This window comes from Ensifer canadensis (assembly GCF_017488845.2).
Taxonomy (GTDB): Bacteria; Pseudomonadota; Alphaproteobacteria; order Rhizobiales; family Rhizobiaceae; genus Ensifer; species Ensifer canadensis.
Window position 1 is genome coordinate 657,208 of sequence record NZ_CP083374.1, and the last position, 18,051, is coordinate 675,258.

Annotated in this window: 13 protein-coding genes and 1 pseudogene; 5 read left to right on the forward strand and 9 right to left on the reverse strand. The window is 59.6% G+C overall.

What is annotated here, in order from left to right:
* Nucleotide 1 precedes the first annotated feature (1 nt).
* From J3R84_RS36430 to J3R84_RS36450, 5 genes are all read right to left on the reverse strand, one after another.
* A complete protein-coding gene (locus tag J3R84_RS36430) occupies nt 2-3,073 on the reverse strand; it encodes an ATP-binding protein (protein ID WP_025430513.1) in 3,072 nt (1,023 codons plus the stop codon).
* 550 nt (nt 3,074-3,623) lie between these two features.
* Nucleotides 3,624-3,950 carry a GYD domain-containing protein gene (locus J3R84_RS36435; RefSeq protein WP_057216616.1) on the reverse strand — a complete coding sequence of 109 codons (327 nt, stop codon included), beginning with the start codon at nt 3,948-3,950 and terminating at the stop codon, nt 3,624-3,626.
* Nucleotides 3,951-4,237: 287 nt separating this feature from the next.
* A complete protein-coding gene (locus J3R84_RS36440) occupies nt 4,238-5,779 on the reverse strand; it encodes a SpoVR family protein (RefSeq protein WP_025430516.1) in 1,542 nt (513 codons plus the stop codon).
* Nucleotides 5,780-5,791: 12 nt separating this feature from the next.
* Nucleotides 5,792-7,108: a YeaH/YhbH family protein gene (locus tag J3R84_RS36445; protein WP_057216613.1), complete on the reverse strand. Its 1,317-nt coding sequence runs from the start codon at nt 7,106-7,108 to the stop codon at nt 5,792-5,794.
* Between the two features lie 25 nt (nt 7,109-7,133).
* A complete protein-coding gene (locus J3R84_RS36450; protein WP_057206879.1) occupies nt 7,134-9,083 on the reverse strand; it encodes a PrkA family serine protein kinase in 1,950 nt (649 codons plus the stop codon).
* A 299-nt stretch (nt 9,084-9,382) separates the two neighbouring features.
* Between J3R84_RS36450 and J3R84_RS39225 the strand changes: the two are divergent.
* Both J3R84_RS39225 and J3R84_RS36460 read left to right on the forward strand, forming a co-directional pair.
* Nucleotides 9,383-9,563, forward strand: a pseudogene (locus tag J3R84_RS39225) (transposase domain-containing protein); the annotation flags it as partial.
* A gap of 155 nt (nt 9,564-9,718) precedes the next feature.
* Complete coding sequence (locus tag J3R84_RS36460; RefSeq protein ID WP_057216607.1) at nt 9,719-10,600, forward strand: AraC family transcriptional regulator; 882 nt, start codon at nt 9,719-9,721, stop codon at nt 10,598-10,600.
* Nucleotides 10,601-10,921: 321 nt separating this feature from the next.
* On the opposite strand, the gene J3R84_RS36465 is transcribed toward J3R84_RS36460, so the two are convergent.
* The 3 genes from J3R84_RS36465 to J3R84_RS36480 all read right to left on the reverse strand — a co-directional run bounded on the left by J3R84_RS36465 (nt 10,922) and on the right by J3R84_RS36480 (nt 13,399).
* On the reverse strand, nt 10,922-11,473 hold the full coding sequence (locus tag J3R84_RS36465; RefSeq protein ID WP_082557382.1) for a cysteine hydrolase family protein: 552 nt from the start codon (nt 11,471-11,473) through the stop codon (nt 10,922-10,924).
* A 146-nt stretch (nt 11,474-11,619) separates the two neighbouring features.
* Nucleotides 11,620-12,546 carry a LysR family transcriptional regulator gene (locus J3R84_RS36470; RefSeq protein WP_203528486.1) on the reverse strand — a complete coding sequence of 309 codons (927 nt, stop codon included), beginning with the start codon at nt 12,544-12,546 and terminating at the stop codon, nt 11,620-11,622.
* A 1-nt stretch (nt 12,547) separates the two neighbouring features.
* Entirely contained in the window at nt 12,548-13,399 is an 852-nt protein-coding gene (locus J3R84_RS36480; protein ID WP_057216602.1) for an SDR family NAD(P)-dependent oxidoreductase, read from the reverse strand.
* A gap of 177 nt (nt 13,400-13,576) precedes the next feature.
* Here J3R84_RS36480 and J3R84_RS36485 point away from each other — a divergent pair, with 177 nt between their 5' ends.
* Together J3R84_RS36485 and J3R84_RS36490 are read left to right on the forward strand one after the other, a co-directional pair.
* The gene (locus J3R84_RS36485; protein WP_203528488.1) at nt 13,577-14,749 is read left to right on the forward strand and encodes a serine hydrolase domain-containing protein; all 1,173 of its coding nucleotides are present in this window, start codon (nt 13,577-13,579) and stop codon (nt 14,747-14,749) included.
* A 1-nt stretch (nt 14,750) separates the two neighbouring features.
* Complete coding sequence (locus tag J3R84_RS36490) at nt 14,751-15,578, forward strand: arylamine N-acetyltransferase family protein (protein WP_057216596.1); 828 nt, start codon at nt 14,751-14,753, stop codon at nt 15,576-15,578.
* Between the two features lie 176 nt (nt 15,579-15,754).
* On the opposite strand, the gene J3R84_RS36495 is transcribed toward J3R84_RS36490, so the two are convergent.
* A complete protein-coding gene (locus J3R84_RS36495) occupies nt 15,755-16,750 on the reverse strand; it encodes an alpha/beta hydrolase family protein (RefSeq protein WP_057216594.1) in 996 nt (331 codons plus the stop codon).
* Nucleotides 16,751-16,879: 129 nt separating this feature from the next.
* On the opposite strand from J3R84_RS36495, the gene J3R84_RS36500 reads away from it, so the two are divergent.
* Nucleotides 16,880-17,923 carry a helix-turn-helix domain-containing protein gene (locus tag J3R84_RS36500; protein WP_057216591.1) on the forward strand — a complete coding sequence of 348 codons (1,044 nt, stop codon included), beginning with the start codon at nt 16,880-16,882 and terminating at the stop codon, nt 17,921-17,923.
* Nucleotides 17,924-18,051: the final 128 nt, after the last annotated feature.

Sequence of the window (18,051 nt, forward strand, 5' to 3'; positions counted from 1 at the left end):
TTCAAAGCTCAACGACAACGCCAAGCTCCTGGATTGAATGCCTCGCCCGCCTCAGAAGCGCCGTTGCTCCCTGGCTCTCGGCAATTTCCACCGCCGAGCGCAGGTCGGCGACAATTGGTTCCGTGGTGGTGTTGCCCCGCGCATGAAGGACAGCGCGTCGTCGGTAAAGCTCGGCAAGCCAATAGGCATGACCGGTTTCCCTGGCCTTTTCGATCGCGTCATTCGTGACCTCGATCGCCGACTCATATTTGTCCGCAAGCCCGAGCAGAGTGGCGTGCATGTAGAGATAAATCGGCAGATCTGCGACGGCGCCAAGGTTTTGCAAGAGCGACAGCCCCTCGCGAAACATCGTGTGCCCGCTCGTGAGGCTCTCGCCATGAGCGCGAGCCCACCCACCGAAGAGCAGCGACAGACCAGACAGCGACTGCATCTCATGGGTCTTCGCGAAGTTCGCCATTCTTTCGGAAATTTCGATGAGACGCCCATAGTCGTCCCGGTAAAAGGCGGACACCGCTTCCGTATCAAGTGAATGCGCCTTGCTCGGCACATGGGATATCCGATCAACGAAAGCGACCATCTTCGTCAGAGCCGCGTTCGATGCTTTCGATTGTCCCGTCAGCCACAGCGAAAGTGCGAGTTGCCCGAGACCGCAAACCTTGGCGTCATGGCCGCCAAACAACATTCGGCTGGTTTTCGCCGACTGCTCATCGTAAAGGGCAAGGCCCGCCTTGACCGCATCCTGGGTTTCCCGATGATGGCCGAGATTAAAATCGATCGCCCAGATGCAGTGGTTGACCTGGAGCTGTATTTCCGGGTCTTCGGCTTCCGCCAGCATGGCCTGCACCTGCCGTGCGCGATCGCGCATGACGCGAAAATCCGATCCAGTGAGCCACCAGCCCCAATAGATCGGAAACCACTTGGATTGATCTTCCATCGGCTGTCGGCGGGCGATGACCACCCCATCTTCATAAAGCTTGCGAGCCGGCGGCGCGTTCAGTCCCAGAAGGCCGGTCAGAATCGGACCGAGCGACGTCAGCGCCGATAGCTGCAGGGGTTCGACCGGATGTCCTTGGCTCACTTGGTCGCAAAGTGCCAAACCGTGCTCCAGATAGTTGCGCGCCTCCACCATCGCCGACCGGCTCGAACTTTCCTTGCCCGCCGAAATATACAGATCGATTGCGCTTTCCATGAACCCGGCCCGCTCCGCATGCTCGGCCAATGTTCCGGTGTCGATCCAGGGCGCCATTTGGCGATTTTGGCTGACAGCGCCGAACAGCCGGCGATGCAGTGCCTGCCGCTGCCGTCGCAGCAGCGCGTTGTAGATCGTTTCCTGAATCAAAACGTGCCTGAAACCATAGGTCGTATGTCCCGGCGCCCTGATCCTCATCAGGAACCCCGTGTCGCACAGGGTATCAGCGGCCTTGGCCAAAGACTTCTTGCCAAAACCCGGCAGCAGCGCTCGAAGCAGCGATAGGGTAAACCATGTGCCGGCAATTGCGCCCGCTCGCGCCACATCTCTGGCCGGGCCCAGGTGCTTGACGCGTGCATCGAGTATTCCCTCGAATGCGGATACATGGGTGGGTCCAACGTTTTCCGATAGGCTCATCGTATCCGTCGCAACGTTCTGCGAGACCCATTGGCAGATTTCCTCGATGAAGAGCGGTACGCCGCCGGATATCCTCTCGGTGATGTCATAGAGTTCAGGAAGCATAGCCTGCCTGTGCTCCGGCCACCTTGCTTCGATGGCCAGTCGTGTTTCGTCACGATCAAGGGGGAGCAGCGTCAGACGGGTGGGGTTGGCTGCATCCAGCCAATCCGCCGCAAAACCGAGACGTGAGGTCACCACCAGGAGAATCGGAAGTTGGCGCGCAACTCGCGCGGCCTCCGCCAGCAGATCCTGGGAGGTCGGATCGATCCAATGAATGTCTTCGATGGCCAGGACGACCGGCCCATTCGCGCACAACGCCTCGAGTGCGCGAAACACTGCGCGCAGAGCCTTTTCCCGGATGGCTTTGGGACCGTTGTCGGCAAGCCGTTGATTTCGTCCCAGCGCGCCCAGCAAGTATGCGAACGTTTCAATCGTTTCTGCGTCGCGTATGCCGTTGCGTTCGAAAAGCGCTGCCACAGCGGAAGCCGTCAGACCCCCCTGACCGTCCTGTCCTGACATGACGCCCATAAAGCTGTTCAACAGGGGATGCAGCGTCGAGCGATACCCTCCGGGCAGGCACTGGAAGAAGAACAGCCCTGATCGCCGGTCGCGAGTCTTCTTGCGGATTTCGCGCAAAAGGCGCGACTTTCCGATGCCCGCGTCTCCCTCGATCAGGAGTACTTCGCCCCCCTCGGCGGGAATCCTTTCCCAACAGGCGGCGATCATGCTCAGCTCGCTTTCGCGACCAATGAACGGGCCGCCAAGGCTTCCGAACGCGTAGAACCTGTCGACCTCGATCTTGTGCCCAAGTGCACGCCAAACCTTCTCCGGCACGGTAAAGCCCTTGAGCGTCTTGACGCCTTCGAACACGAAGGCATGCGACCTGCCGGCCAGGTTGCGCGTGTCCTCAGAAACAAAAACGCTGTCTGGTGCGGCGATCTCTTCCAGACGGGTGGCTATGGCCAGTGCCGCACTCGTAACCGGTTGCCCCTTCCCCTCGTCCGTCTCCTGGATCAGCGCGATGGATGTGGCAATCCCGACGCGAACGTGCAAGTCTTCGCGCCCAGCTTCCCGGCCGACGCGCGCGCAACCTTCGACGATCCCGAGGCCTGCGCGAATGGCGAGCGATGCCGCATCCTTCTCACCGACCTCGATAGGGAAGAGCGCTACGCCTCCATCTCCGGCCTCAAGTTGCATGACGCCGGAATGGGAGATTATCGCCTGTTTCGCCGCATTCTGAAACGCTGCGATCAGTTCCTGGTAATCCTCTATATCCAGCAGGGAAAGAAGCCTGGTCGACCCGACAAGATCATAACAGAGGGCGGTGATGATCCGCCGCTCGCCACCATACAGGGAGGCGCGCGCCTTGTGACGCGAAGCTTTCGTCGGTTGTCGTAGTCCGTTGACCCGACTTTCGCGCAGCATTCGCCACTCCTGCCGCTTCGCGTGTATGGACGCAAAATTCCCCTAAATAATTATAGCATAGGCGGGCGGTGTTAATAGGCGCGGGGAATTAGGGTGGGCTAATTTAGCTCGGACAAACGCTTTTAATTGCCAGACCATGGGCGAAACTAGGTCGGCAGACAAGCCGGCCCGATCGGCTCGAAGGACTTGTAGGCCAGGATAAACTCCTGATGCCCGAGCCCCTCGTACTTCGTCGGTTTATCGTGCTCACCTGCATGGCACATCTCAAGGAGGCACGACGGACCCTTCTTGCGAGCATCGCTCGAGATGACCGGGGAACATCATACGAATAGCAGATCGCAATTTCGAATCCGAGAATAGCGCTGCTTCAGCCGACCTCAGAACCAGAGAATGAGACCGTCACCCACTGTGCGCCTCGAGCGGGCTCAGGTATGTCTGCTCTCGACCCATCGAGTACTCTTCTTGCCTCCGGCGGACAAGAGTTAGCGCCGGGAACGAAGATACACGAACCACGATCTTCAACATTGGATCGGAATTAGTAGGCTGCCACTTACGCTGCCGGTGGACGATACCGAATCGACTTTGCCTTTTCCAAAGCTTCCAGCGTATCTTCGACGCTGAGGAGGACAGTGGTCTCCATAGAGCTGACCGCGCCGCCTGCACCGATCGCCAGCGCGACAGCCGCCATCGATACGTTGTCAGGCGCCTCCCACAGATTCCAACCATCATGCTCGCCGAAGGCGTACCAGAACCCATGGAGCTTTCCGCCGACGGATTCAATGTAGGTGCGTGCCGCCTCGCGGCGATCCTCAGGGTTTTCGATCATGCGCGCCCACGTGTCGGGCGTGTAGCTGAAGCGGGTGAGATACATGGCCATGAATGCCTCCTCCTCCAGAACAACACAGTTAACGCTCAAGCTGGGGAGAACGCGAGTCATTTCCAACGCGCGGATCGCCGTTCGGCGTCGGCGCTCACTTGTATCTCGAGGCGGATTTTTGTGACCCTCAAGCTCCGGCGCCACTTCTTGACGGCTGGGATGGCGGACAGCCTGTTCTTCAGCATCGCCCTTCTTAGGTTTCTTGGGCGTAATCAGTCACTTCAGCTTCAACAACAAGCACTGGCCGGTCGAGTGAAAGGGCCCGCGCTGGCGCCGCTCGCTTGCTGTCACGCTCCTGTGGAGGAGCACTCAAACAGGACCTTACTCGTCGACGCATCGATCCCTGCCAGGCTCACTTCATATCCCCAAAGCCGGCTTATATGCGCGAGTGTCGCGTCCCGATTGCTTTCCTCCAGCAGAATGCCGTTCTTGATGACGTGCTTCAGTCGAAGCTGCCGATCTCCCAGCAGATCGACATCGACCACCTGTATGTCCGGTCTATTGGCCACCGGGTCATAGTTCCGAGCGAGCCCGGCACGCACGGCAGCGTACCCCTGCTCGTTATGGATGGAAGTGACCTCACAAAATTTGTTAGTCGCGCGGTCAGAGAGACGAAACAGGCGGAATTTGCGGATCAGCGCCGGGCTCAGATATTGCAGAATGAAGGACTCGTCGCGGTGGTTCTCCCAGGCGCCGATCAGCGTGCCCAATGGGTCACCGTTGCCAGATATGGTGGGAAACCAGTCCCGATCCTCTTGCGTCGGCATGGTGCAGATGCGTTCGATATCCTGCATCATAGCAAAGCCCAGCGCGTAAGGGTTGATACCCGAGAAGCGGGAATCGTCGAAGCCAGGCTGAAACACCACATTGGCGTGGCTTGCCAGCAACTCCAACATTGCGCCTTCACTGACCCTGCCCTGGTCGAACAGTCTATTGATAATGGAATAGTGGACGAAGGTCGCGCATCCTTCGTTCATCACTTTGGTCTGACTTTGCGGATAGAAGTATTGCGCGATAACGCGAACAATCCGCAAGATTTCCCGCTGCCAGGGCTCAAGGATCAGGCTGTGCTTCTCGAGGAAGTAGAGCAGATTCTCCTCGGGAAGGTTAAGCGCCTTCTTCCGTTCCGAAGCCTCGCGCTCCGCCTCCTCGATGCCGGATGTTCCGCTTGCCGTCGGCAGCGTCCGCCATAAATCGCTATAGGTCTGCTCTTCATATTCCAGCCGCTCCCGGGCCCGCGCCGTCTCCTTTTCCGATGAGAGCCGGGGGGGGCGGCGATAGTGGAATACGCCGTGATCCATCAGGGCATGCGCCGAATCGAGTATCTCCTCCACCGCACTGAGACCGTGCCGCTCCTCGCATTTGGCGATGTACTTCTTGGCGAAGTCCATGTAGCCGAGGATCGCGCCGGCATCCGTCCACTGGCGGAACAGATAGTTGTTCTTGAAGAAGTGATTGTGGCCGAAGGCCGCATGCGCGGTGACCAGCGCCTGCATCGGCATCGTGTTTTCTTCCATGAGATAGGTGATGCAGGGATTGGAGTTGATCACGAGTTCATAGGCCAACCCGCGATAGCCTTTTTGATAGAGTTGACTTTCAAAAACGAAGCGCTTGCCAAACGACCAGTGCTGATACATCAGCGGCATGCCGACGGACGAATAGGCGTCGAGCATCTGTTCAGAGGAGATGATCTCGATCTGGTTCGGATAGACGTCCAGTCCCATCTCGCCGATCGCAATCGCCTCGATCGCCTCATAGGCCCGCGAAAGCGTCGCGAAGTTCCATTCCGAACCGTCGAACAGCAGAGTGGAGGCTGGCCGTCTTGCCATTCGATCGTCCCCTCACCTGCGCAGTTGAACAGGTTGATGCCGGGCAAAGAGTTTGCGGAAGACGGGGTAGATGTCGGCGGGCATTGCAACGCGCGTCATCTGGAAATTGGGTACCGCGCTGTCGACCGTGCGGTAGGCGCGCCAGAGTGAGGTGCCGTTGTCCGTCGACCCGAATATTCCGCTTTCGCGCTCGTCTATGATCTCGACATAGGCGTAATACTGGCACAGACGCATGAGCGATTCCCGCAGAAGTTCGGCGCACCGCTCCGAGTCGCCGTTGGCATTGTCGCCGTCGGAGGCTTGGGCCGCATATATATTCCAGAGATTGGAGGGATAGCGCTCCTCGATGACCCGGAGCATTTCCTCAAGCGCCGTCGAAACGACCGTGCCGCCGCTCTGCTTGCTGAAAAAGAACGTCTCCTCGTCAACTTCCCGCGCCTCATCCGTGTGGCGGATGAATACGATGTCGATCCGCTCGTAACGACGCTTGAGAAACAGATGCAAGAGAACGAAGAAGCGCTTGGCAAGATCCTTCTCGCGCTCCCCCATCGAGGCGGAGACGTCCATCAGACAGAACATCACCGCACTGGCATTCGGCAAAGGCTGACGTTCGAAACGGTTGAACCGCACGTCGACGGGATCGACATAGGCGATACGCCGCCGCCGCCGTTCGAGCACTTCCAGTTCTTCGCGCAGATGCCAGAGCCTGTGGCGCTGCTGCGGGGGCGGTTGCTCCTCCCGTTCCAGTGCCGCGATCTCGTCGGCAAGCGCCTGCAACTCCCTCTCGCTCGGGCGACGCAGGGCCATGCGCCGCCCGAAGCTGTTGCGCATCGTTCGCCCGACATTGATATTGCTGGGCGTGCCCACCGTCGAGAAACCGACGCGATGGGACTTGTAGCTGACGGTTTCGCGCAGGTTCAGCTTCACCATGTCCGGAAGCTCCAGATCTTCGAAGAAAAGATCGAGCACTTCCTCGCGCGACAGCACGAAAAGAAAGTCGTCCGTGTTTTCGCCCCGTCCGGGGCCGCCGACCCCTCCACCGCCGCCTGATTCCGGCTTCCTAAGTCGGTCTCCGGGCGAGAAGGTCTCGTTTCCGGGCAGGACATAGTGCCGCTCGCCGCTGCCGCGCGAATGCTGGAAGCTGGGCTCGTCCGCACCACGCTTCGGGATCGGAACGCCGTGGGCGGCGTCCACATCGATGATCCTGTCCGACTTTACCTGATCCCTTATCGTGCGCTTCAATTCCTCATGGACCCGCTTTAAAAAGCGCTGCCTGTTGCCGAGACTCCTGTCCTTGGGGTTCAGCCGGCGATCGATGAAATTCGGCATGTGCCCATCCCCCGCTTACGCATCGTCAACCGGCCTTGTTGACGCGCATATACCAGTCGACGAGCCGCCGCACCTGACGCTCGGTGTAGCCGCGTTCGGTCATGCGTTCCACGAATTCAGCGTGCTGCTTCTCGGTCACGCTGTCCTTCTTCGAGCCGAAGCTGATGACCGGCAAAAGGTCCTCGACCTGGCCGAACATGCGCTTCTCGATCACTTCCCGGAGCTTTTCGTAGCTTGTCCAAGCGGGGTTGCGCCCGTTGTTTCTGGCGCGGGCGCGCAGGGTAAACTTTACGACTTCGTTGCGGAAATCCTTGGGGTTTGCGATCCCTGCAGGCTTTTCGATCTGCGACAGCTCGCCGTCGAGAACGTTGCGATTTAGGATCTGACCCGTATCAGGATCCTTGAAGTCCTGATCTTCGAGCCAGGCATCCGCGTAAGAGATATAGCGGTCGAACAGGTTCTGACCATATTCGCTATAGGATTCGAGATAAGCCTTCTGGATTTCGTGACCGATGAACTCGGCATAACGAGCGGCGAGCTCCGAGCGGATGAAATCGAGATAGTTCGCTTCGGTCTCCTTGGGAAACTGCTCCCGCCGGATGGCCTGTTCCAGGATATACATCAGATGAACCGGATCGGCCGCCACTTCCTTGGTGTCGTAGTTGAAGGTCTCCGACAGCACCTTGAAGGCAAAGCGGGTACTGACGCCGGTCATGCCCTCATCGACGCCCGCGGCATCGCGATATTCCTGCAGGGACTTCGCCTTGGGATCGGTATCCTTCAGGTTTTCGCCGTCATAGACCCGCATCTTCGTGTAGGACGGCGAGTTCTCGTGTAGAGCGAGGCGCGTCGCCACTGTGAATCGGCTAAGGTTCTCCAGCACCTCGGGCGCACATGGGCTCTCGGACAACTCGCTCTCACGAAGCAGCTTTTCATAGATCAGCCGTTCCTCCGTGACGCGCAGGCAATAGGGAACCTTGACGACCAGAATCCGGTCGAGAAAGGCCTCGTTGTTCTTGTTGTGCTTGAATTGCAGCCATTCGGATTCGTTGGAATGGGCAAGCACGACACCCTGGTAGGGGAAGGCGCCGAAGTTCTCCGTGCCGTTGTAGCTTCCTTCCTGCGTAGCGGTGAGCAGCGGATGCAGAACCTTGATCGGCGCCTTGAACATTTCGACGAATTCGAGCAGCCCTTGCGTAGTCCTGTTGAGCCCGCCGCTATAGGAATAGGCGTCGGGATCGGCCTGGCTGAAATTCTCGAGCTGGCGGATATCGACCTTGCCTACGAGCGCGGAAATATCCTGGTTGTTCTCGTCGCCCGGTTCCGTCTTGGCGATGGCGATCTGGCGCAGCCGCGAGGGCGTGAGTTTGACGACGCTGAACTTCGAAATGTCGCCGCCGATTTCGTCCAGCCGCTTGGTTGCCCAAGGCGATACCAAGTCGGTGAGCCGCCTCTTGGCAATTCCGTATTTGTCTTCGAGCAGATCCCCCATGCGATCACGGTCGAACAGGCCGAGGGGCGACTCAAAGACGGGACTTATCTTACCGTCGATGGCCAGCGTGTAGATCGGCTGCTGCTCCATCAGCTTCTTGAGACGTTCGGCAAGCGACGACTTGCCGCCACCCACCGGCCCCAAGAGGTAAAGGATCTGCTTGCGTTCCTCGAGCCCCTGCGCGGCATATCGGAAATATCCGACGATCCGCTCGATCGTATCCTCCATTCCATAGAAGTCCGCAAAGGAGGGGTAGATCTTGATGGTGCGGTTGGCGAAGATACGGCCGAGGCGCTCATCCGCGCTCGTGTCTATCAACTGCGGCTCGCCGATGGCAGCCACCATGCGCTCCGGCGCCGTGGCATACATGCTCCTGTCGTCGCGACAGGCGAGGAGATATTCCTGCAGACTTAACTTCTCTTGCACTCCGCTTGCGTAAGTCTGCGAAAAGAGGTCGAAAACATCGCCGTCATTGGCTCTCATGGAAGCCTCCTGCGGTCGCCCGAAGTCCTACGCTTCTGCTACGACCACTTCAATTTCAACGAAATTAGGCCCGGGTTTGTTCCCGAAATTGGCTGCCTTCACTACTTATCCATCTCCCAGGCGCTGACGCCGAGCGAATCAAGGCGCTGCTTACTAACAATAGCATCGGCCAGCCATCTTCGCACCCTATCTGAACAGCGAGTCCACTGTCCAAAAGCATGAAACAACCGAACGGCCCATCAGGTTGATCGGAGTACGGGAAAAAGGGCCGCATTGATGATCAAAATCATAGGGGTCGCGCCGCCGAGCGGGCATTGCGCGGCTTGGCCGAAAGTCGCGGCTCTTTGCCGTCCCGATTGCGGGCCCTTCATGGCCACCTTGATCATGACTGCCAAGTTCAACGACATCGATCCGCAGGCTTGGCTGGCCGATGTGCTTGCTCACATCGCTGACATGCCAATCAGCAGGTTGGAGCATTAACCTCCGGGACGCCGACGGCGCTGACCGCTCAGGCGGATGGCTACCTCATAGGCCAACGTTGTTACCGAGCAGCCGAGCCTGATAATCCGCAAGATCGGTCGAGCGCACAGCACTTGTGTGGGGTTATTTGGTCGTGCCACGGTAAGGACAGGAAGATGACGACTACGCTTCGAAACTACCATGCACGGATGCAACGGGTCCTAGATCACATCGATCAGCATCTTGACTGCAATCTGGACCTGGATGAGTTGAGCCGCGTGGCCGCCTTCTCCAAGTATCATTTCCATCGGCAGTTCGCGGCGGCCTTTGGGCTGTCCGTGCATCGCTATATCCAACTCGTCCGCATGAAGCGAGCATCCTACAGGCTGGCCTACAGGGACGCAGACAGCGTGACCGAGATAGCGATGGATGCCGGCTACGAAGCTCCTGACGCCTTTGCTCGCGCATTTCGGCAACGGTTCACCCAGTCGCCTTCGCAGTTCAGGAAATCTCCCGATTGGGAACCATGGCTTGCCGCCCTCGGGCCTCTCAACCAAGCAAGGAGCAAGCTCATGCAAAGGACATTTGCAGCCAATGACGTCGAAATCCGCGAGGTGTCTCCGACCTCTGTCGCAATCATGAAACATCAAGGTGATCCGGTAAGGATCGGCGACACGATCAAGCGCTTTATAGCATGGCGCAAAGCCACTGGCCTGAACCCGAAGACCAATCTGACTTTCAACATCTTCCATTCCGATCCGCGCGTGACGTCGGCGGACGAGTATCGGCTGGACCTTTGTGTCAGCACTGATCAGCCGATCAAGACGAACGGAGAGCAGATTGAAGCGGGCATAATCCCCGGCGGCCGTTGCGCCGTGTTGAAAGTCGTCGGCAATACTGATGATCTGGAGCCTGCCGCGCTTTACCTCTACCGCGATTGGCTGCCGGCCAGTGGCGAGGAAGCGAGGGATTTCCCCCTGTATTGCCAGCGCCTCACCTTCTTTCCGGAAGCACCTGAACATGCGGCGATGGCAGAGCTCTTCCTACCCCTTAAATAGCGACCCTTAATGGCGGCTTGTCCGTTCCCGTCCAGAGCGGCGGACAAGCTGCTTCCCACCCAAATCCGCCGATCCGCTGAACGTGGGCATTCGATCAGGCGAGATCATAGCGGCCCTCACCGAATGGCTACTGTTTGAGCTTTGCGGGTCGGGTGCAGCCATGTCTCCGGCCTGTTTATGCGGCACGTTGTTACCGCCCGCCCTGATGTTGTCCGATTGATCCGATCCCTATCACGTGGACGCGCTGTTGGTGCGATAACGCCGCGGGCGCTTCGGTTCGTGCGCCCATTCCGCTAGACTGTCACTGACCCGCATACCGCGTCACACGACTTGTACGCGCCCGCCGAACCCGGAACGAAACAGAGCTTCGTGCGCCTCCTGATCCGGGTCATAGCAGCAGTCCTTGACTAGGCGCACATCGTAGTCCGCATCACTGGCCCAGGCGATGCTTGAAAGAACAACGCCGGTGGTGCTTATCCCAGCCATTACAAGCGTGCTTACGCCGCGCGTCCGGAGGTCGGCGGCAAGCGATGTGCCATAGAAGACGCTGGCTCGCGGACAGGCATAGAAAAGGTCACCCCGTTCGACCGCAAGACCTTCGACGGGCAGACCAGTACGAAATCGTCCGGTCGGTAGATACGGTGAGATTTGGCGGTTATCCGCCGGCGGTGCGTGTTCATACCCTTCGCCTAGCGAAAAGTTGGGAAATAGCAACGGTCGACCAGTGGCGCGCCAGCGCCGGATCAGTGCGTTACACTGCCCCAACAACGGCGATGGTTGCTCCCCGAAAAGGATTGCGAACACGTCGACTTGATAGTGCATAATGACGAGGGCCGCTCTATCAATGTAGCTGCCTTGGAAATCGACCGCCATCACAACCCTCCAAAATCAAATTTGAATTCGACCCCGGTATTCGTCAGCGCCAAGTGTAGCTTAAGCCGATGAACCTCTCGCAAACGAGAGGCGAGGCCATGTATTCATTTGCTCCACTGTCGCTGTCGCCCCGCCGCTGTCCATCGCTATGGCCTTGCAGGACTGAGCCGTGATCGAAGGCCGACGAACTCGGAGACAGCAAAGTCAATGAGTTTTCGGATACGAGGTATGCGGCGCATGTCGCTATGAACGCCGATCACGAGTGGCAATGTCGGTGGAGAGTTCCCTGTATCCACGGCAAGCAATCCCAGTCGATCGGCGGCCAGAAAGAAAGGAAGCGTGGCAACCGCTACACCCGCTTCCACCGCACTCAGTTGTGAGCGTATCGAATTTGTCCGCAGGATCACCCTTGCGTCCGGAAGGATCTCCTTCAGCCACGTGGAAAGCGATACGCGTACGGGCGCCTCGGCGAGTTCGACGATGGAATGCGCCGTGCTATCCCCGGTTGCCGGCTTTCCGAAACGCCCGATGTAGTCGCGCGATGCGAACAACCCGTACCGAACTTCCGCCACCTTCCATTCAACGATGTCCTTCTGGTCGAAGCCGCCAAACCGGAAGGCGATATCAGCGTCTCGCCGGGACAGGTTGAAGCGCCTGCTATCGTTGATGAGATTGATGGTGATGCCCGGATGGTCGGCGGCGAACTTCGCCAGAATGGGCGCGATGACATAGTCGCCCAGCCAGTCGAGGGTAGTCACGGTAACTGTTCCCTGCAGCCCTTCCTCCTGCGCCGCAAAGCGGCGCTCTACTGCCAGGGCACTCGCCTCCATCTGCTCGAGAATCGACAGGATGGACTGGCATGCGACAGTCGGCATCAGCCCGTTCGAATGCCTTTCGAAGAGCTTATGGCCGCATTTTGTCTCGAAGGCGTCAAGGCGACGACTGAGCGTCGGCTGCGTGGTGCCAAGGCTGCGGGCCGCCGCACTTAGGGAGCCGTGGCGTGCGAGCACCTGAACAAGACGCAGTTCTTCCCAGTCCATACGGCTATCTCCATCCCAAATTTGCGCCTGCACCCTACGACGGACCCGAAGCCGGCACCGCAAGATCCGTCAATCCACCGCCAGCCGAGGTGGGCTGATCCCGGCGATAATTCATAGACAGCTTGGTGCCTGCCGTCATTCCCCCGTCGATGGGAAGCACCGCGCCGGTGATGTAACTTGCCTGTTCGGAACAAAGCCAGAGCACTGCCGCCGCAACCTCCTCGACCGTGCCAAGACGGCGCATCGGCGTCGAAAGAGCGGCTTGCTGCTGTACCTGTGCGCCTGCGGCTTCGAGATGATGGGTCAGGATCGGCCCTGGGGCGACGACGTTTATGCGGATCCCCTGATCGGCGTAGTCGAGCGCCGCAGCCTTCGTAAGGCCGATAATGCCGGCCTTTCCCGCGACATAGGCCGAAAGACCTGATGTCCCATTCACCCCGGCAACGGAGGCCATGTTGGCGATCGCGCCACCGCCGTTGTGTAACATGGCTGCGATCTGGTGGCGCATACCAATGAAGGTGCCACGAATATTGGTTCGCATGCTGCGATCGAAGGCCTCGATATCGAGATCGGCAAGGGGCGCCGGCATACCGCCGTCGGTCGCATTGTTAAAGGCAGCGTCCAGTCGTCCATACCGCTCAAGGGCGCTGTCCAGGGCGCGTTTCATCGCGCGCTCGTCACCGACATCCGCCTGGATCGCCAACGCCTCCCCGCCCCGCTCGCGGATCGAAAGCGCAACTTCATCGATCGCCTGTTTCGAGCGGGCAAGCAGCACAACGGACGCGCCTTCATTCGCAAATGCCCTGGCGGTGGCCGCGCCTATGCCCTTACTCGCGCCGGCGACCAGCGCGACCTTTCCGGAATATCTCTGTTCAAGTGCATTCATCGACCGACCTCCACGCTGAAACTGCGGTGGTTGTGTAGCCTACGCTTGCGACCACGTCCTCCTGTAGCGGCGTATGCCTCCCATACGCAGGCAGGCAATCGACTCGTCCACACCGAGCCGTTCCCATCGATGCGAGGCCCTGTCGGCAAAGACCGGGGCGCTGACGGGAGAAAATCGATGAGCGGACTGACGTCAACCGAACTGAAACGAACGCCGCTGCCGCGATTGCGGGACGCGGTTGATAAGGCGATCGACGACGCTTTGGCGCAAGAGCGGATCGTCGGCACCGTCGTCCTGGTTTCCATCGACGGCAGCCTCACCTACCAGCGCGCTGCCGGCTTTGCCGATCGAGAGGCGGGGCGCCGGATGCAACTCGAGAGCATCTTCCTGCTCTCATCCGTCACAAAGCCGATCGTAACAGCGGCCGCCCTGGCATTGATCGACAAAGGCGTGATGCATCTCGACGATGCGGTATCGACATGGTTGCCCGACTTCTCGCCGCGCCTGCCGGACGGAAGCCTGCCGCGCATTACCCTGCGCCATCTGCTGACGCACAGCGCCGGGCTCAGCTACGCCTTCATGGAACGAGGTGACGGCCCCTATCAGAGGCTCGCCATCAGCACCGGGCTCGACAACAACAATGACGATCTTTCCGACCTCATTCGGAAATTGAACGCCGTCCCGCTCGCCTATCCGCCCGGAGAGGGCTGGGGCTACTCGATGAGCCTCGACGTTCTCGGTGCCGTCATCGAGCGTGCGACGGAACGTGCGCTTTCAGACGCGGTGGCGACGCTGGTGACCGGTCCGCTGCAGATGGAGGATACGGCATTTTCGGTTGTCGATCGCAGCCGGCTTGTCACGCATTACGGTAACGCGACGCCTCGACCACGGCGATTGGCGGATGACGATGCCATTCCGTTCTTCGGCAATCCGGTCAGGTTCTCCCCCGTGCGGATTTTCAACACCCAAGCTTTTCCTTCAAGCGGCGCCGGCATGGCCGGCACGGCCGGCGATATCCTGCGCCTTCTCGAATGTCTCAGAACGGGTGGTACGCCCATATTGAAACGCGAGACCGCCCGTTCAATGTTTGAAATGCAGGCGAAGACTGCAGGCACAGCCGCGGGACCGGGCTGGGAGTTCGGCTTTGGAGGCGCGATCCTTGCCTCTCCTGAAGACGCCGGAAGTCCGCAAAGTCCGGGGACGCTGCAATGGGACGGCGCCTATGGGCACAAATGGTTCATCGATCCGGATCGACGCCTTTCCATCGTTGCGCTCACCAACACCGCGTTCGAAGGCATGATCGGCCGCTTTACGACCGACCTACGCGATGCCCTATACCGGAGCCTTTGACATGCCGAGATCTGCTGTTCCCGTCGACCTCGACCAATACTTCGCGCGCATTGGCTACGGCGGGCCGCGCTCACCGGATCTTGCGAACCTTCGGGCGATTATCGCGCACCATGTCGCAACGATTCCGTTCGAAGCCATCGACGTCCTTCTGGGACACGGGATCGATCTGTCGCCCGCAACCGTCGATGTCAAACTGATCGCGCGCCGGCGCGGCGGATACTGCTTCGAGCACAACGGACTGTTTCAAAGGGTCCTGTTATCGCTCGGCTACGTGGCAGAGCCGCTAATTGCCCGCGTCCTGTGGATGCGGGAAAGAACCGCTCCGCCGCCGGCCTGGTCGCATATGGCGCTGCGCGTCGTTGTTGATGGAGTAGCCTATCTCGTCGACGTCGGCTTCGGCAGCTGCGTTCCAACACTTCCCTTGCGCTTTGACGTCGCGGCGCCACAACCGACGACGCATGAGATGTTTCGTTTGACCGCTACACCGGAAGGCTTTTTGCTCAAGGTCCTGCTCGCCGCAAAGTGGTCACCGGTCTACGAGGTTTCGACGAGAATCTGCGCCGACGAGGAATACGATATCGCAAACGCCGGCGCCTCGACCCATCCACACTCCCATTTCCGCCAGCAACTGCTTGTGGCCTTGACGACGCCGGAAGCACGAAACGTACTGCTCGGGAACAGGCTGACGATCCGCCATCGTAATGGACAGGTCGATCGTCGTTGGCTGGATGCAGTGGCAACCGAGGAGGCGCTGATTAATCTGTTCGGGCTGCCGTTCCAAAACGAATGGCGGCGAATCTTGCCCCAGGTAACGAGCACACCCGCATGAGCCATTGTCGTTGCCGACCATTGTCGCCAATTATCGCGAGGCTGGATGATGCCGCCGTTGGCGCCTGTCCACAAAATTCACCTGGAGGGACTACAGCGCCGCGCGTCTTACTTAGACGCGCAAAGGTCGCTGTAGCACTTTGAATGACTGCATCCGGCGCGTAGACGCGGCCCGAGCTAGAGATTTCGGCGGAAGAAGGCGACGACGGCTGCGTTCAGGCGCGCATGAAATTCTGCCCGATCGAAGCCGGGTGTATCGGTGCAGATTTCGTGCAACGCCGCCAGCTGGCTCTTTGTGCAAGGCGCGAGGAATGAGTAATGTCCGGCGCCAGGCTCGATATGAGATACTGGCATGACCGGCAACCCGCTCTTCACGATTGCGAAGTCCGGCTCCACTGGCACGATGTGATCCAGCTCCGCCGCCCAGAGTGCCACCGGCTTTTGGACTTCGCGCAGACCGTCAGGCAGGAACAGGGCCGGCATCGCCGGGGCGGCGACGAAGGCCGCCTTCAGCCGTTCATCGCGAACGATGTCCAGCGGCGCAGCGCCGAAGCTCCGGGCGATACTGTCTGCCCCGCCGAACTCGCGGCAGACCCATCTTTGCGGAAACGCCACACATTGGTCGATCAGACCGGAAAGCTCAGGCTTGCCACCCAGGGCGACGAGCGACGTGAAGCCGCCAATGGAGAACCCAAAAATGCCGACACGATCCGGATGGATTGCAGCACGCTGCGGCCAGGTCTGCAGCATGTAGTCGATGATCAGCGATATATGCCGCGGCCGCTCGGTCAGCTGTCTGCGGGTGGCGTAGTGGCGCATGTCGGCATAGTTGTCGCCGGAATGCGAAAGGGCGACAACGACAAACCCGGCTTCGGCCAGCGCGAAGGCCGTATCGTGATGGCCGTAGGCGCTGCCACCCGTGCCGTGCGAGAGGACCACCAGGGGTAGTCGCTTGCCAACGACGGGACCGTCGGCGGCAACGGTCTGGGTATAATCGCCGAGTGCCTGCAACCGAGGCGCTTCGTTCGATGGATACCAGATCGCTGTATGGATAGGCCGATCGAGAGGATCAGAAACTTCAACCTCCTGGAAGCCGACGCTCGCACAGGCGGCCGAGGATATGAGAAGTGTAACCTGAAAAAGAAGCACGAAAAACGGTCTGAACAAGATCATGGGGTTGGCCCGATTGAAATGACGCCGAGGACATTGACATGACGGTTGCGCAATAGAGACCCAGATCATGTTCGAGGTCGTCTCCGATCACGATCTGGTCAATAGTGGCCGCAAAACAGGACCGACTCGATGCTCTTCGTTCCGTTGCCGTTCGTCGCGGCGCTGCTTCTGCTCATTCTTTTGGTACAGATGAGCCTTCGTGAGCAGGCTGCCAGCCGCCATTTCCGGATATTGGTCCTGTTGCTTTGCGTTCTTGCGACGGTCATCGGCGTGCGCTGGGGCTATGGGATCGAACGTGTCTTGCCGGCCCAGGCCATTCTTGCCTCTGCCGTCGGCCCCATGGCCTGGGTCTGTTTTGCAACCTTCGTCGCCGAGCCGGGCAACAGATCCGCCTATCGCTTCTGGCCGCACATTTTGCCGTCGCTGCTGGTGACACTCCTTGCCGTCGCCTCACCACAATGGCTCGATCTGACCCTCATCGCCATCTTCGCTTGTTATGCGGTCGCCCTTGGACGTCTCGCATCGGGGGGCTCGGACGCGCTCGACCTTGCGCGTTTCGACGATGCCCCTCTCGTTCATCGGTCGCTGCAGATCATGGCTGCGACGCTGTTGCTTGCGGTCATCGCGGACAGCTTGATCGCATTGGACCTGCGCGTGTTCGACGGTTCGTATGCCGCCACGATCGTCACCGTTGCGACGATCCCCCTCGTGCTTTTGCTCGGGGCCGGGGCTGCGATCGCATCCCGAGCTCCGATCCCGCGCGAGCCCGAAGCCGTGCAGCCGGCGCCGGCATCCGACGACGACACCCATATTGTTGCGCGCCTGGCGCAACTGATGCAGACGCAAGGGCTCTATCGCGACCATGAGCTCAACCTTAGCCGGCTGGCGCGCAGGGCAGGCATTCCCGCCCGTCACCTGTCGAAGGCCGTCAACATCGTTTGCGGCAAGAACCTCTCGCAGTATGTCAACGATTTCCGGATCGCGGAGGCCTGCCGGCTCCTCGAAAAAGCCGATATCGCCGTCACCACGATCGTCTACGACGTAGGCTTTCTGACGAAATCCAATTTCAATCGTGAATTCCGGCGCGTGACCGGCATGAACCCGACAGAGTGGCGTTCATGCCGGATGGGTGGTCCTGTTCAAGTAGACAGCGCTAGCCGGGGCTTCCCCTGACCCCGCAAACAAGCTCGTCCGGTTGGGCATGTAACATCAAATTTTGCGATGGCCGGCCTTGCGCTTATGCGGGGCAGACCCGCCTGCATCCGAGCCGGAAAAAGGACCGTCAGCCTTGCTGCCGGAGG